At 35.2% G+C, this 16130-nt stretch carries 12 protein-coding genes; 7 read left to right on the top strand and 5 right to left on the bottom strand.

Features of this window, described 5'->3' with window-relative positions; genetic code table 11:
• Window positions 1-15 precede the first annotated feature (15 nt).
• Window positions 16-1854 (bottom strand): 30S ribosomal protein S1, encoded by a 1839-nt coding sequence (gene rpsA, locus IEV69_RS11190; RefSeq protein ID WP_188442492.1) that lies wholly within the window; start codon window positions 1852-1854, stop codon window positions 16-18.
• A 257-nt stretch (window positions 1855-2111) separates the two neighbouring features.
• Here rpsA and IEV69_RS11185 point away from each other — a divergent pair, with 257 nt between their 5' ends.
• The 4 genes from IEV69_RS11185 to IEV69_RS11170 all read left to right on the top strand — a co-directional run bounded on the left by IEV69_RS11185 (window position 2112) and on the right by IEV69_RS11170 (window position 10002).
• Entirely contained in the window at window positions 2112-4478 is a 2367-nt protein-coding gene (locus tag IEV69_RS11185) for a S9 family peptidase (RefSeq protein WP_188442490.1), read from the top strand.
• 108 nt (window positions 4479-4586) lie between these two features.
• Window positions 4587-7001: an alpha-ketoacid dehydrogenase subunit alpha/beta gene (locus tag IEV69_RS11180; RefSeq protein ID WP_188442487.1), complete on the top strand. Its 2415-nt coding sequence runs from the start codon at window positions 4587-4589 to the stop codon at window positions 6999-7001.
• Window positions 7002-7197: 196 nt separating this feature from the next.
• Window positions 7198-8868: an asparagine synthase B gene (gene asnB, locus IEV69_RS11175; protein WP_188442485.1), complete on the top strand. Its 1671-nt coding sequence runs from the start codon at window positions 7198-7200 to the stop codon at window positions 8866-8868.
• A 138-nt stretch (window positions 8869-9006) separates the two neighbouring features.
• Window positions 9007-10002: a sterol desaturase family protein gene (locus IEV69_RS11170; protein ID WP_188442483.1), complete on the top strand. Its 996-nt coding sequence runs from the start codon at window positions 9007-9009 to the stop codon at window positions 10000-10002.
• 8 nt (window positions 10003-10010) lie between these two features.
• Here IEV69_RS11170 and IEV69_RS11165 read toward each other — a convergent pair whose 3' ends face one another.
• Window positions 10011-10850: a 1,4-dihydroxy-2-naphthoyl-CoA synthase gene (locus IEV69_RS11165; RefSeq protein ID WP_188442481.1), complete on the bottom strand. Its 840-nt coding sequence runs from the start codon at window positions 10848-10850 to the stop codon at window positions 10011-10013.
• A 109-nt stretch (window positions 10851-10959) separates the two neighbouring features.
• The gene (locus IEV69_RS11160) at window positions 10960-11661 is read right to left on the bottom strand and encodes a peptidoglycan DD-metalloendopeptidase family protein (RefSeq protein WP_188442478.1); all 702 of its coding nucleotides are present in this window, start codon (window positions 11659-11661) and stop codon (window positions 10960-10962) included.
• A 121-nt stretch (window positions 11662-11782) separates the two neighbouring features.
• On the opposite strand from IEV69_RS11160, the gene IEV69_RS11155 reads away from it, so the two are divergent.
• Both IEV69_RS11155 and IEV69_RS11150 read left to right on the top strand, forming a co-directional pair.
• The gene (locus tag IEV69_RS11155) at window positions 11783-12313 is read left to right on the top strand and encodes an RNA polymerase sigma factor (RefSeq protein ID WP_188442476.1); all 531 of its coding nucleotides are present in this window, start codon (window positions 11783-11785) and stop codon (window positions 12311-12313) included.
• Between the two features lie 3 nt (window positions 12314-12316).
• Window positions 12317-13105, top strand: a complete 789-nt coding sequence (locus tag IEV69_RS11150) for an anti-sigma factor (protein ID WP_188442474.1) — start codon at window positions 12317-12319, stop codon at window positions 13103-13105.
• A gap of 266 nt (window positions 13106-13371) precedes the next feature.
• Here the strand turns inward: IEV69_RS11150 and IEV69_RS11145 are convergent, their stop codons facing one another.
• Both IEV69_RS11145 and IEV69_RS11140 read right to left on the bottom strand, forming a co-directional pair.
• Window positions 13372-14040, bottom strand: coding sequence for a DUF4331 family protein (locus IEV69_RS11145; protein WP_188442472.1), 669 nt, complete (start codon window positions 14038-14040; stop codon window positions 13372-13374).
• A gap of 13 nt (window positions 14041-14053) precedes the next feature.
• A complete protein-coding gene (locus IEV69_RS11140) occupies window positions 14054-14752 on the bottom strand; it encodes a DUF4331 family protein (protein ID WP_188442470.1) in 699 nt (232 codons plus the stop codon).
• Between the two features lie 144 nt (window positions 14753-14896).
• Between IEV69_RS11140 and IEV69_RS11135 the strand changes: the two genes are divergently transcribed.
• Window positions 14897-16102 (top strand): LETM1-related biofilm-associated protein, encoded by a 1206-nt coding sequence (locus IEV69_RS11135; protein ID WP_188442468.1) that lies wholly within the window; start codon window positions 14897-14899, stop codon window positions 16100-16102.
• The last annotated feature ends 28 nt before the right edge of the window (window positions 16103-16130 follow it).

Raw genomic sequence — 16130 nt, 5'->3', positions numbered from 1 at the left:
TATCTAGTTCAGTAATTATTTTTTACTGTCCATTTGATCTTTCAATGCTTGTAATTTTTCATTAGCGTCACCTAAAGTCGGCTTAGATTCAGCAGCAGTATCTGCTTGCTTTTTCACAGCTTCTTTTAAGATTTTTGCTTCTTCTTCTCTGAAAATTACAGTGTGAGAAGCCACAACTCTCTTGAATTCTTTGTTGAACTCAATAATCTGGAATTCTGCTTCTTCACCTTTTCCTAATTTGCTTCCGTCTTCTTTTTCTAGGTGACGTGCCGGAACAAAAGCTACTACATCTTCATTAAACTCAACTGTTGCACCTTTGTCAACTAGTTCAGTAACTTTAGCAGTATGTTTAGTTCCTAATGCAAATTCGGCTTCATATTTATCCCAAGGGTTTTCCTCAGTTTGTTTGTGACCTAAGCTCAACTTACGTCCTTCAACGTCCAGTTCAAGTACAACCACCTCAAGCGTATCACCCACATTGGTAAACTCACTTGGATGCTTGATTTTCTTGGTCCAGGAAAGGTCAGAGATATAAATTAATCCATCAATTCCTTCTTCAAGTTCAACAAAAACTCCAAAGTTTGTGAAGTTTTTCACAACACCTTTGTGTCTTGAACCTACAGGGAATTTACTGGTAATATCTGTCCATGGGTCTGGAGTTAATTGCTTAATTCCAAGTGACATTTTGCGTTCTTCTCTATCTAAAGTAAGAATCACTGCTTCAACTTCATCTCCAACATTCACAAAATCCTGAGCACTTCTTAAGTGAGTTGACCAAGACATTTCACTTACGTGAATTAATCCTTCCACACCATCAGCAACTTCAATAAAAGCACCATAGTCTGCAATAACAACTACTTTTCCTTTTACTTTATCACCAATTTTAAGATCAGAACTCAACGCTTCCCACGGATGTGGGTTTAATTGTTTAAGACCTAATTGGATTCTTGTTTTATCTTCATCAAAATCAAGAATTACAACATTCAATGTTTGATCTAATTCTACGATTTCATTTGGATGATTGATTCTGCTCCAAGAAAGATCTGTGATGTGAACTAATCCGTCAACACCTCCAAGGTCAACAAAAACACCATATGAAGTAATGTTTTTCACAACACCTTCAAGTACTTGTCCCTTTTCTAATTGACCAATAATCTCTTTCTTCTGTTCTTCAATATCTGCTTCAATAAGCGCTTTATGAGAAACAACAACGTTTTTAAATTCGTGGTTGATTTTTACAACTTTAAATTCCATTGTTTTACCTACATAGGCATCATAATCACGGATAGGCTTAACATCAATTTGTGAGCCCGGCAAGAAAGCTTCAATGCCAAACACGTCAACGATCATACCCCCCTTGGTTCTGCATTTTACATAACCGTTTACGATGGTACCTTTATCGTGAGCTTCGTTTACACGATCCCAGGCTTTGATAGTTCTCGCTTTTCTATGAGATAAAACAAGTTGACCTGTACTGTCTTCACGAACATCGATTAAAACTTCAACTTTGTCACCAACTTTTAAGTCAGGGTTGTAACGAAACTCGTTTAAAGAGATTACACCTTCACTTTTTGCATTGATGTCAATAATTGCATCGCGGTCTGTCATATGCACAACAACACCTTCTACAACTTCGTCATCTAGCGTGTCAACAAAATTTTCGGCAACTAATTTTTCAAATTCTTCCAGCTTCTTGTCATCAATTACTTCGATTCCCTCTTCATAATTGTGCCAGTTGAAGTCTTCTAAAAATTTCTCAGGATTTGCTTCTTTAACAGAAACCTCCTTTTTGGTTTCTTGAGTAGCAGTAGTTTCTTCTACGTTTACTTCTTCTTTTTTTGTTTCTTCAGCCATTGCTGATTAATTAATTTGTATTCTATACTTCTTTGAAAATTTTAAGCAACTAAAATATAGAAGTGTTACTATTTGGTTTAATAAAAATCCCTTTCCATTTTCATCCGTTGCAAAAAGGAGTGCAAAATTAGTATTAAATTTTTAATTTTCAAACATTTATTCAGCTTTAAATCGGTTCATTAGATTCGAAATGCTACAGTTCTATTTATTTAAAAAAGTGTAGTTTCGTAAAATCATTAAACTAACACCATTCAAATATGACAAAAAGATTGCTTTTCAATGTCTTTTTCCTCTTGGCAGGAATTCTGGCAACCGCACAAACTTCAACGCTTTCCGTAGAAAAAATAATGCAAGACCCTAAGTGGATGGGTACATTTCCAACAGATATTAAATGGGATGATCAAAGTGCATTTATTTATTTTAATTATAATCTTGATAACGACCCTGATGATTCTCTTTATAGAGTTGCGATTAGCAATCCCAGTAAAATTGAAAAAGTAAACTGGAAAGATAAAAATAAATTAGTGCCTTTTGGCGGAAGCTACAACAGCAATAAATCACAAAAAGTGTATAGCAAAGATAATACGTTGAAACTGTATTCTATCAGCACTCAAAAAATCACAGACCTGATACAACTTCCGGGAAACATAAGCAATGCTGTTTTTCTTCAAAACGACAAGATTATTGCGTTTCAATACGAAAACAATGCCTTCACTTATAATCTTGAAAACGGAACTGTAAAAAAACTAACCAATATTAAATCAGGCGAAGCACCAAAGGAACAAAACAAAGAATTTTCTGATAAAAACAAATGGCTGAAAGATGACAATCTTTCATTACTTGAGGTGATAAATCAACGCGAAGAAAAAAAGGAAAACTCAGAAAACTACCGAAATATGACTAGTGAAAAATCATCTTTTGAATTTTTCCTTGACAAAAAAAGGTTGATAAATATGGTTGTTTCTCCCAATCAAAAATATATCACATTCAACCTTTACGTTTCAAATAATTCAGACCCTACTATAGTTCCAGATTTTATAGATGCTTCTGGTTATACAAAAGATTTAAATACAAGGTCAAAAGTTGGAGACAACAACGCTCAAATTGAATTAGCAATCTATAGTGTTGAAAAAGATACGGTGTATTTTGTAAGTCAAGACGATTTACCGGGTATAAAAGACTTACCCGATTATGTAAAAGACTATCCTGAAAAGGAATGGGAAGAAAAAATTCGGGAAGTCAATTTTTCAAGAGCCTATTTTTCTGACAATGGTTCCCACGCTATTGTAAACGTGCGTTCAAAAGACAACAAAGATCGTTGGATTACAAAACTTGATTTAGAATCAGGTTATCTTGAAACATTGGATCGTCAGAGAGATGAAGCCTGGATTGCCGGCCCGGGAATTGGTTGGTCCATGGGCGGCGGAACTTTAGGTTGGCTTCCAGACAATAAACACATTTATTATCAATCTGAAGCAACAGGCTATTCTCATTTATATATTCAGGATGTCACAAATGGCAGAAAAAAAGCTTTAACTTCAGGTAAATTTGAAGTATTTGACCCTTTTATTTCTAATGACAAAAAGCATTGGTATCTCACCACTTCTGAAGTGCATCCAGGTGAACGTCACTTTTATAAAATGCCTTTGATGGGTGGTAAAATGGAAAAATTAACCACACTCATAGGAAATAATGAAGTGAGTTTATCTCCCGATGAAAAATTTTTGGCAATCAGACATTCCTATAGTAACCGGCCCTGGGAATTATATTATAAACCCAACATCGCCAATGTTAAAGAAACTCCTATAACTTCCGGGCAATCTGATGAGTTTAAAGAGTATAATTGGAGGAAGCCTAAATTAATTAATTTTTCAGCATCTGATGACGTGCAAGTACCTGCTAGATTGTATACCCCCGCTCCTGAAGTAAAAAATGGAGCTGCAGTAATTTTTGTACATGGAGCAGGTTATCTCCAAAATGTCCATAAATGGTGGTCTTCATATTTTAGAGAGTATATGTTCCACAACCTATTGACAGATTTAGGCTATACTGTTTTAGATATTGATTATCGTGGAAGTGCAGGGTATGGAAGAGACTGGCGAACTGCCATTTATAGACATATGGGCGGCAAAGACCTTTCTGACCAGGTAGATGGAGCCGGCTATTTGGTTGAAGAATTTAATATAGATCCTGATAGAATTGGTATTTACGGAGGTAGTTATGGTGGATTCATAACACTAATGGGCTTGTTTAATGAAAGTGAAACTTTTAAAAGTGGCGCTGCTCTTCGATCAGTCACAGACTGGGCACACTACAATCACGGATACACTTCAAATATTCTTAACGAACCTTACAATGACCCAATCGCTTACCGTCGTTCCTCTCCTATTTATTTTATAGAAGGATTAAAAGGACACTTATTGATTGCACACGGAATGGTAGATGTCAATGTTCATTTTCAGGATGTTGTTAGATTGGTTCAAAGACTTATTGAACTTGAAAAAGACAATTGGGAAATGGCAGTCTATCCAGCAGAAGATCATGGTTTTGTAGAGCCAAGCAGTTGGACAGATGAATATAAACGCATTTTGAAATTGTTCAACAATACCTTGATTAAAAAATAATTTAAACACCCTAAATGTTATTGTTCAGTTAATTAGATTTCATTCACATCCTATCAATTGCAAAACCCCTTCGTTTTCGTTACTTTTGCAAAACATAAAAAGATTACTATGCAGAGCAAGCCACAAACCAAAGAGGATATCTCTTTTGAAGAATTTAAAGCCGAAGTGCTTAATGATTATAAAATTGCAGTTACCAGTAGAGAATGCAGTCTCTTAGGAAGACGTGAAGTGCTTACTGGAAAAGCAAAATTTGGAATTTTTGGTGACGGAAAAGAAGTTCCACAGCTTGCATGGGCCAAGGCATTTAAAAATGGTGATTGGCGTTCAGGTTACTACCGTGATCAAACCTTTATGATGGCAATAAACGAAATGACCATCCAACAGTTTTTTGCAGGTTTATATGGTCATACCGAATTAGAACAAGAACCAATGGCCGCAGGAAGACAAATGGGAGGTCACTTTTCCACTCATAGTCTAAACGAAGATGGAAGTTGGAAAAATTTAACTGAACAAAAAAACTCCAGCCCTGACATTTCACCTACAGCGGGGCAAATGCCCAGACTTTTAGGGCTTGCACAAGCATCTAAAATCTTCAGAAATGTGTCTGAAACACAGCAATTAACAAACTTTTCTGACAAGGGTAATGAAATCGCATGGGGCACCATTGGAAATGCAAGTACCAGTGAAGGATTGTTTTGGGAAACAATAAACGCTGCCGGTGTTTTGCAGGTGCCAATGGTCATGAGTATTTGGGATGATGAATATGGTATTTCCGTACACGCAAAATATCAGACTACAAAAGAAAACATATCTGAAATTCTAAAGGGTTTTCAAAGAGATGAAAATGATAATGGTTATGAGATTATTAAAGTGCTTGGTTGGGACTACCCTGCTTTGATTGAAGCCTACCAAAAAGCTGCACACATTGCTCGAGAAGAACATGTTCCTGTACTTATCCATGTTGTTGAATTAACACAACCCCAAGGACACTCAACTTCAGGATCACATGAGCGTTACAAAAATGCTGACAGACTCCAGTGGGAAGCAGAACACGACTGCAACCTAAAAATGAGAGAATGGATGATCTCAAATAACATTTCAACAGAAGAGGAACTTTCTGATCTTGAAAAAGCTATCAAAAAAGAAGTGAGAGAAGGAAAAGCTGCAGCCTGGAAGGCATTTGTTGCACCACAAAAAGAAGAACAAGGTGAGCTGATTGCTATTTTGAATAAGCTAAGTGCTGAAAGTAGTAACAAGAACTTCCTGAATAAACTTAAAGAAGAGTTAGAAGCCCTAAAAGAGCCTATCAGAAAAGAAATCCTTTCAACTGCTCGAAAGGCGTTGAAATATGTTGTTTCCGAAAACTCAAAAGCCAAAGTTGGATTGGTTAACTGGATACAAACATATTACGAAAAAATCCAACCTAAATACAGCAAACACCTTTACAGTGAATCTGCAGAAAATGCAATTGCGGTTTCTGAAGTAAAGGCAACATATGATCTAGATGCTAAAGAAGTGGATGCCCGTATCATTATCAGGGATAATTTTGACAAAATTTTTGAAAAATACCCTCAATCACTCATATTTGGTGAAGATAGTGGAAACATTGGTGACGTAAACCAGGGACTTGAAGGAATGCAAGAAAAATATGGCAAACTAAGAGTTGCTGATGCAGGAATCAGAGAAGCTACAATTTTAGGACAAGGAATTGGAATGGCTCTGAGAGGTTTAAGACCCATTGCGGAAATTCAATATCTAGATTACCTTTTATATGCTTTACAAATTATCAGTGATGATTTGGCAACCATACAATACAGAACATTTGGAAAACAAAAAGCGCCCTTAATCATTAGAACTCGTGGTCACCGACTCGAAGGAATTTGGCATAGTGGCTCACCAATGGGAGGAATTATTCACCTTGTGAGAGGAATTCACGTGCTCGTTCCAAGAAATATGACCAAAGCCGCCGGTTTCTACAACACTTTACTTGCTTCAGATGAACCCGGTTTAATTGTAGAGTGCCTGAATGGATACCGTCTCAAAGAAAAAATGCCCAATAACCTTGGCGAATTAAAAACTCCACTTGGGGTGGTTGAAACAATCAAAGAAGGGGAAGACATTACATTAGTTTCATACGGATCAACTCTTAGGTTGATAGAAGAAGCTGCTAACGACCTAATGGAAGTTGGAATTTCTGTTGAAATTATAGATGTACAATCATTGTTACCGTTTGATTTAAATCACGATATCGTAAAAAGCATTGCTAAAACCAACCGCCTCTTAGTGATCGATGAAGATGTACCGGGAGGAGCTTCTGCTTTTATATTACAGCATATCATTGATGAACAAAATGCATATGTGCACCTAGACAGTAAACCTCAAACACTTACTGCAAAAGCTCACAGGCCGGCATATGGGACTGATGGTGATTATTTCTCAAAACCTTCAGTTGAAGACATTTTTGAAAAAGTCTATGCTATAATGAGTGAAGTGAATCCTGCTAAATATCCTTCATTGGTTTAAATCTGCTTTTAAATGAAACATTCACTTTTAAGTAAAATAATTCAATAATTTATCAGTTTTTGCAATAAATATCCCCAAAAAATGATAGTTATCAAAGTAAATAATAATTTCAAAACTTAACAATAAAACTTGTCAAGAAGCTATTAGCCTGTCAAGTTCATTGACGGGCTTTTTTTTTAACCTAAAGAACAAAATTATGTGTGGAATTGTTTGTGCTTTTGAACTGAAAGAATCGGCGGAATCATTAAGGCCACAATTGCTGGAAATGTCTAAAAGTATTCGCCACCGTGGACCTGATTGGAGTGGGATATTTAATAATAAAAATACAATAATGGCTCATGAGCGGCTTGCGATAGTTGATCCAACTTCCGGGAAACAACCCCTTTTCAGTGAAAATAAAAGATTTGTACTGGCTGCAAACGGAGAAATTTATAATCATAAAAACTTGCGAAAGCAATTTCAAGATAAATATAATTTTCAAACACACTCTGATTGTGAAGTTATCATAGCACTTTATCAAGAAAAAGGAGTATCGTTTCTCGATGAGTTAAATGGTATCTTTGGTTTTGCTCTCTATGACACTGTAAAAGACGAGTATTTTATAGCCCGTGACCATATGGGCATCATTCCTTTATACATTGGTTGGGATAAAAATGGAACATTCTATGTCGCTTCCGAACTAAAAGCGCTTGAGGGAATTTGTTCAAAAATTGAACTTTTCCCGCCCGGTCATTATTTACACAGCAAAAATGGAGAATTAATTAAATGGTATGAACGTGATTGGGTGGAGTATGAAAATGTAAAAGATAATAAAACTGATATAGATGCACTAAGAAAGGCCTTAGAAGATGCTGTTCACCGACAATTGATGAGTGATGTTCCCTATGGTGTGTTATTATCGGGAGGGCTTGACTCATCTATCACATCAGCCATCGCAAAAAAGTTTTCTGATAAACGCATTGAAACCGAAGATAAAGAAAAAGCATGGTGGCCACAGTTACACTCATTTGCCGTAGGGCTTGAAGGGTCTCCAGACTTGGCTGCTGCTCAAAAAGTAGCTGAACATTTAGGAACTGTTCATCATGAGATTAAATTTACTATTCAGGAAGGTATTGATGCCTTAAAAGAGGTAATTTATCATCTTGAAACCTATGATGTTACAACTATAAGAGCCTCTACACCAATGTATCTTATGGCTAGAGCCATTAAGGCTATGGGAATTAAAATGGTGCTATCAGGTGAAGGAAGCGATGAAATTTTTGGTGGCTACCTCTATTTTCATAAAGCACCAAATGCAGAAGAATTTCACAAGGAAACTGTACGAAAACTTGACAAGTTGCATCAATACGATTGTTTGAGAGCTAATAAATCATTGGCTGCCTGGGGAATCGAAGGTCGTGTTCCTTTTTTGGATAAAGAGTTTGTGGATATTGCAATGCGGATAAATCCCAATGACAAAATGATAAATGGTGAGCGAATGGAAAAATGGATTCTAAGAAAAGCTTTTGAAGACTTGCTGCCTGAAAGTGTTACTTGGAGACAAAAAGAACAATTTAGCGATGGAGTTGGTTATAGCTGGATTGATACCTTAAAACAGCTTGTGAATGAATCTGTGACAGATGAACAATTGGCAAATGCTCATTTTAAATTTCCAATCCAAACCCCTGTATCCAAAGAAGAGTTTTTCTATCGAACACTATTTCAAGAACACTTTCCAAGTGATGCAGCTGCATTAAGTGTACCCTCTGTCCCTTCTGTTGCCTGTAGTAGTCCGGTAGCATTGGAATGGGATGCAAGTTTTAAAAATCTAAATGACCCTAGTGGAAGAGCCGTAACAACTGTTCATTCAGATGCTTACAAAAGTTAATTTTTTTATAAAAAAGTGAAATAAAAAAATTCTGAGTTTAAATTAATCTAAAAACTATTAAATTTATTGTTTTAGGTTTTTAATCTCTATATTAGAAACTTCAAATTTTAACAATACAAACCCTTTAATTATAATTTCATGGACTTTACAAATCCATTAGTCTATGGCGTGCCGGTCTTTTTGGCACTCATTTTATTGGAACTTTCTTACAGTAAAAATTTTGGTGACAAAAATCTATACAAATGGAAAGATTTGGTTTCAAGTCTTTCTATTGGTACTGGTTCAGCTGTCATCGCAGCACTTACTAAAACCGTTGCCGCAATATTAATTTTCACTGTAGCCTATGAGCTTTTTAATCCTGTGGTTGATGGTGTAAGAACTAATATTTTTGGTTGGCAATCATTTGGCTATGTTTGGTATGTATGGATTGCGTGTATGCTCTTAGATGATTTTGCATATTATTGGTTTCACAGGCAAAATCATATGGTTAGATTTTTCTGGGCGGCACATATCGTTCATCATTCATCTGATAACTTCAATTTAGGGACCGCCGTCAGGAATGGTTGGTTTACCATAATCTACAAACCGTTCTTTTATGTGTGGATTGTAATGTTAGGGTTTCCACCCGAAATGCTTTTGGTATGCATTGGAATTGAATCACTTTGGCAGTTTCAATTACATACCAAATACGTTCCTAAACTGGGTTTTTTAGAAAAGTTTATCAATACTCACACAATGCACCAGGTACATCACGCAAAAAATATTGAATACATGGATAAAAACCACGGTGGGATCTTAAATATATTTGACAGAATGTTTGGTACGTGGAAAGAATTAGATGAAACTATTGACATAGAATATGGAGTTACAAGTCCACCAAATTCCTTTAATATTTGGACGATTTTATCACATGAATACAAAAACATATGGGCAGATATGAAAAAGTCCAAAAATTGGCGCCATAAATTCATGTATTGCTTTGGACCTCCGGGATGGAGTCACGATGGCAGGACCAAAACAATAAAACAAATCAGGGAGTCTCTAGAAAAAGAAAAACAACTCAAAAAAACAAAAGCTGTTCAAACAAAACAAAATCCGGTTATAAAAACTAAGGTACTTTCAGAGTCAGCTTAATTTTAAGATTAAGGCAACCATTTTTTATCAAAATTGGGCTTTCTTTTTTCTAAGAAGGCATCTCTCCCCTCCTTAGCTTCATCGGTCATATAGGCCAAACGTGTTGCCTCACCTGCAAAAACCTGTTGTCCCACCATACCATCATCAGTTAAGTTCATGGCAAATTTTAGCATCTTTATTGAAATGGGAGATTTTGCTAAAATTTCCTGAGCCCATTGATAGGCAGTATCTTCTAAATCATTGTGAGGAATAACAGCGTTAACCATTCCCATTTCAAAAGCCTCTTGTGCAGAATAGTTTCTTCCTAAAAAGAAAATTTCACGTGCTTTCTTTTGACCCACCATTTTGGCAAGATAAGCAGACCCATACCCACCATCAAAACTTGTTACATCGGCATCGGTTTGTTTAAAAATTGCATGTTCTTTACTTGCCAAAGTCATATCACATACTACATGTAAACTGTGTCCGCCTCCAACGGCCCATCCTGGAACTACAGCAATAACAGCTTTTGGCATAAACCGTATCAATCGTTGAACCTCCAAAATATTTAACCGGTGGTAACCATCTTCCCCCACATATCCCTGTTGGCCTCTTGCACTCTGATCACCCCCACTGCAAAAACTATAGACACCGTCTTTAGGTGAAGGGCCTTCTGCTGATAACAACACAACTCCAATACTGGTATCTTCCTGTGCATCCTGAAAAGCATCTAATAATTCTGAAGTTGTCTTTGGCCTAAAGGCGTTGCGCACCTCAGGTCGGTTGAATGCTATACGAGCAACACCGTTAGATTTTTTATAAGTAATATCTGAGTACTCTTTAACAGTTTTCCAGTTTGCCTTTTCCATTTTTTATGATTTTTTTATTACAAATTTACTATTATTTTAATGGAATGAGTTAAACTAATACATACTTAAATTTAATAGAAATATTAAAAATTTTGAAATTTAAAAAACCCTAGAGCTTTAAATAAATCTTCAAAAGCAAATTTGGATCAGGGCAATTTTCTGAAAAATATTGTAGATCAGTCTTGGAGCAAACTCCCGGATAATCTCCCTTTTTTCCTTGTAAATCCTTGATAATCTGAAAATGTAAATGAGGTGCATAATCACCATTCAGCAATGCTGACCCTAATCGAGCAATCGCCTGACCTTTTTTAACAGATTCACCAACTTTTAAACTGGCAAGAGATTCTCTGCTTAGATGTCCGTACAGAGTATAAAAAGTGTGGTTTTCTAAAAGATGTTTAAGAATTATTGTGGGTCCATAATCCCCAAAATTAGTGTTATCCTGAAAACTGTGGATTGTTCCATCTAAAACCGCCAAAACATCTGTGCCAGAACCTATCCATAAATCAACCCCCAGATGAATGTTTCTTGCCGTATTCGGGTCTTGTCTATTGAAGTGCAAACTACGTTCATAAATCGCTCTTTTTTCAAGATAGCCTCCATAAGCAACTTGAGCCTTACTCTCATCAAGTAACTCATTTATATACTGCTCCATTGCTTTTGAAGATGAGATGTCAACATCCTTTAATGTGTTGTTTTCAGAAGACAAATCCAATGGTATATAAGACTCTTGAAATATTCTAGGTGCAACCACTGGTGTGAAATCATCTGTTAATTGTTCCAGAAATGAAGAAAATAAGTTTTTTTGCATGGTGCAAAAATAGATAATTTGAATTTTTAACCCTATACAAGATTTAAAATGTTTTTATAAACTTATTTTTAAAATAAAAGTATTAATCTTTTTTGTAGTTTAGCAGAACCATAATCCAAGAATGCAACCAGATCAATTAATTCTTCAATTACAGCAAGGCGATCAAAAGGCGTTTGCACGCATTTATGAAATGTATTCTGAAAGTACCATGGGAGTTATCTATAATATAGTTCTTGACACCCACCTGGCAGAAGAAATTTTACAAGATGTATTTATTAAAATATGGGAAAAAGCAGACTCATACAATTCATCCAAGGGAAGATTTTTTACCTGGATTTTAAACATTGCCCGGAATGCTGCGATAGATAAATTAAGATCAAAAGCATACAAAAACTCAAAGAAAAACTTAGACGCCAACAATTTCGTACATATCCTTGAAGATAATAATAATTTGAGCTCCAAAACAGACACTATTGGGTTAAGGAAATTTGTAAAAGCACTTGAACCTTTATGTATAAAAGTAATTGATTTACTATATTTTAAAGGGTTTACACAAGCTGAAGCATCAAAAAAACTTGAAATTCCCTTAGGAACAATTAAAACGAGAAACAGAAACTGTTTAAAAGCGCTGCGAAATTCAATGGGTGATTAATATATGACTGCAAAAGAATACATAGAATCCGGTGATTTAGAACTTTTTGTTTATGGAGCTTTAACGCCCGAACAAAACAAAAGTATACATGCCGCTATGCGTAAATACCCTGAAGTTAAACAGGAAGTTGAAAAAATTGAAGCTACACTCAAAAAGTTAGCAGAAAACACCTCTCCTCCTGTTTCTGAACATACTTGGAAGAAGATTGAAAACAAACTCTTTAAAACCAAAATAAGAACGATTGGCTCAAAACATTCAACAAATTGGTCAGCTATCCTCGGTTGGGCTGCATCAATTGTTTTAATTGTTGGAATATTTTGGTTATTCAATCAAAACAATGCCATAAAAAATGAACTTGTAGAAGTTCAAAATGAAAATCAAAACCTCCTTGAAGAAATTGTATCTAAAGAGGAACGCCTGGCTGATACTGAATCATTGCTTAATATACTAAGAGATAGAGATATAAAAATTGTAAATCTGCCCGGGAACGCTCCTGTTGCACCAAATGCGTATGCAAAAGTGTTCTATAATGAAAACTCAAACACTGTTCATCTGGATGCCCGCGGTTTGCCTGAACCACCTGAAGGAATGGTTTATCAGGTTTGGTCATTGAAAATGGACCCGCTCACACCAACCAGTATTGGTTTATTGGATAATTTCACGAAAGATGAAAACAAAGTCTTTCTACTTGAAGACATACCTATAAGTGAAGGATTTGGCATTACTCTTGAGCCAACAGGTGGTAGCGAAACTCCAACCCTCGAACAACTATACACTATTGGTGTAATTTAAAATCTTAATTAACATTTTTTTTAGCATTTAAATTTATTTGCTGTAAAATAAAACGCCTGTAATTAAATTACAGGCGTTTCCACTAACAAAAAAACTCTGAAAAAACCAGCCTACAAAACCGGCTCTTACTTGGAATCAAGTAAGGCTTCATCACCTTACTATTAACTAACTATTTATACATACGGAAAAAGATGACCGTCGGTTTTATAAACAAAAAACTGCTTAAAATCAATCAAGCCGTTTAAATAAAATGATTGTTCTAAATGCTAAAATGGAGCTGCCAGATATGGAAAGCTTTGTAAAAATTCCTTATCATTTTGTGAAACCCCATCACTTATCAACAGAGGCTGTTCTCCACTTCCATCATTCAGGGGAGCTTCAATATTAGGCCCTCCAAAAATTAGCAACAAATGAAAATCCATCACATCATCTCCAAGCTTTCTACCTGTAAAGGTTGTAGTACCGTTAAAGAAAGTAGCTGTACCATTTTGGGCAACCCATAGTACATCTTTTGAAAGCATAGAAATAAAACCCGCTGCATCTTGTGCTAAAACATTTCCACCATTATCATCAAAATCCGGATTCAAGGATTCTAAATTCATTAACATATCATCAGTAAAAAGCGACGACATCTCTGAAGGTATAGTTGTATTAAAGTCATCTCGAAGCCCTTCTGTGACAAAAACTGTAGAAATCGCAGGTCTTCCCACTTGGTCTTCTTGAACAAATGTTCCTGAGAAATCAACTCCATCAGGGCCTTGCTCACAAGGCAAACAGTTTGACCCTCCACAGTCAATGCCTTCTTCATCTCCATTTTGAATGCCATCTTCACAAGTGGCTTCAGGGTCAATTATGTTATTATTGTCATCTTCACTACATTGAACAAAAACAATTGTAGCTAAAAATAGAAAGCTTATATATATTACTTTTTTCATTTTATAATTTCTTTTATTGTTTTCTTTTTGATTCAACCCAAATTGAATATACAGGCGTAGTTGGCTCAAATGGATTTGTTCCAACAGATGCTGCTCCTAACATTGATTTAGGTATTTCAATTGCAATGGAAAGCACATTTTTTTCAGCGTAAGCGTCTTCTCCCTCTTCATTGAAATCTGACACTTCACCATTGAGAATAGCAGTATACCTGTTTAAATCAAAAAAGAAAGGATCATCTCTGGGTCCGGCAAAAAATTTCATATTATTGTTTTCAGAAACTATCGCCTCAGCATCTGTTGTTCCTTCAGAAATGGCTACTTTGTTTATAGTTGCAAATGTTGCAATCTCACTTTCCAAACCAGTAGAAGAAGGAACTGTTGGTCCAAAAAAGTACATCGTGTCACCTCTTTTTATAGATTGAATTACTAGGTCTTCAACTAAGTCACCAGTGGTATCAATATTAAATTCTACCAAAACATCTTCATCAAATTCAGCATTCTGTGTTGGAACTCCAGAAGGTAAAAAGCCTTGTAAATTGGCAATTAAAACCAAATTATTGCTATTCTCCCCCTCAAATGCATAAAAGCTGCTGATATCTGAAGTGGTTCCGGTAACCGAAGGAGCATCAATATGATCACCTGAAATTAAAAAAGGGGTTCCTGCAATGAGCAAAACAATTGCCGCAATAGAAACCAAATATTTATTCTTCATAAAATTAATTTTTTGTGATTATCTGTGTCTGATTGTTTAATTTCAAACATTCTTAAATTAACAACGTCCAAAAATAGACAATATTTGGTGACTAATTCATAAACTTTAGCTGTAAATTTGCAAAACAATTTGATAAAATAGTTTATGAACCCCTCCGCTTCCGGTTGGATAGACAAATATATTTTTATTTTAGAAAAGGGTAAGGTTGCTTTTTCTTTTGAAAATGAAGAAGCTTTTTATAATAGCTTACGTAAAAACGGCTTTATATATGGCTTTTCTATTGAAACCCTCGTTGCGTTAGATAACTCTAATTTAAAATTAACCGAAGAAGAGGTTGCAAAAGTCAACACTCTGCAGTCATTGATGTACTTATATTTTTCACATCACAAAAATTCGAATTATCAAAGCTGCATCGCCCACCTCATTCTATTTTATGAAAAGTTAAGTGAAAAGAAAAGTAGTTTGATTCCTTCAATGAAATTTAAGTTAAGTGAATCAAAAAAACTTGAATTTGTTCTAAAAAAACGAATTGAGAAAACTAAAAGTGTCGACAAAGCTCCTTTTGAACAAATTGTAACAAACGCTCTGCTCTTTCTTGATATTCTCGCTTATAAAATTTTTTTATCAGATAGTAAATTTACTCCAAAATACTATGCTGAAAACCTGGAGGCAGTATTACTTCAAAGTTGTTTTTTGGCTTTACAAACAAAATCCCAAAAAACAAAATATGATCATCTTCTATTAGAAATGTTTGAAGCATCAACGCTGCATCAAACATATTTTTCAGGTTCAGATTTTTCAATTCAAAAAATTGATTTTAAATTATTGAAAGATCCTTTAGAGAAAATGTATCTTCTTGACCTCTGCACACTGGCAGTCTGGAATGATCAAAAAATGGAGCCAACTGAAATGGTATTTATGAAGCAGCTCTGTTTAAAACTAAAACTTCATCAAAACTATGCAATTTTAAGTTTTGAAATGCTCAAAACTTTTGTTATTAAACACACCGCTTCCATCAATTTATTTCAATACACACATCCTGCGAAACAATTTTATAACCAATCTTCAAAGTTGGTAAAACTATTGATTTTAAGAAATAAAAACAGGTTGATTAAAGAACTTTCACAAAGTAAAGAACTCATTAGGTTGCTTGGTAAGTCAACAGTAAAAGACCTTTCTCCTAAAGAAAAAACACTTATAAAAGAGCAACTTTTTGATATTTTTAAATCCATCCCTTCTTTAACTATATTTTTGTTGCCGGGAGGTTCTTTGCTGCTGCCTTTGTTAATTAAATTTATTCCTCAGCTATTGCCTAGTGCTTTTGATGACAATAAAATTCCAAGAAAATAAAATCAACTTTTAAAGCGAATAATTCAGC

Origin of the sequence: Planktosalinus lacus (genome assembly GCF_014640155.1) — a bacterium.
In the GTDB taxonomy this organism is placed as follows: Bacteria; Bacteroidota; Bacteroidia; order Flavobacteriales; family Flavobacteriaceae; genus Planktosalinus; species Planktosalinus lacus.
Note: the sequence above shows the minus strand (reverse complement) of the source record. Positions and strands in the feature narration are given on the sequence as shown.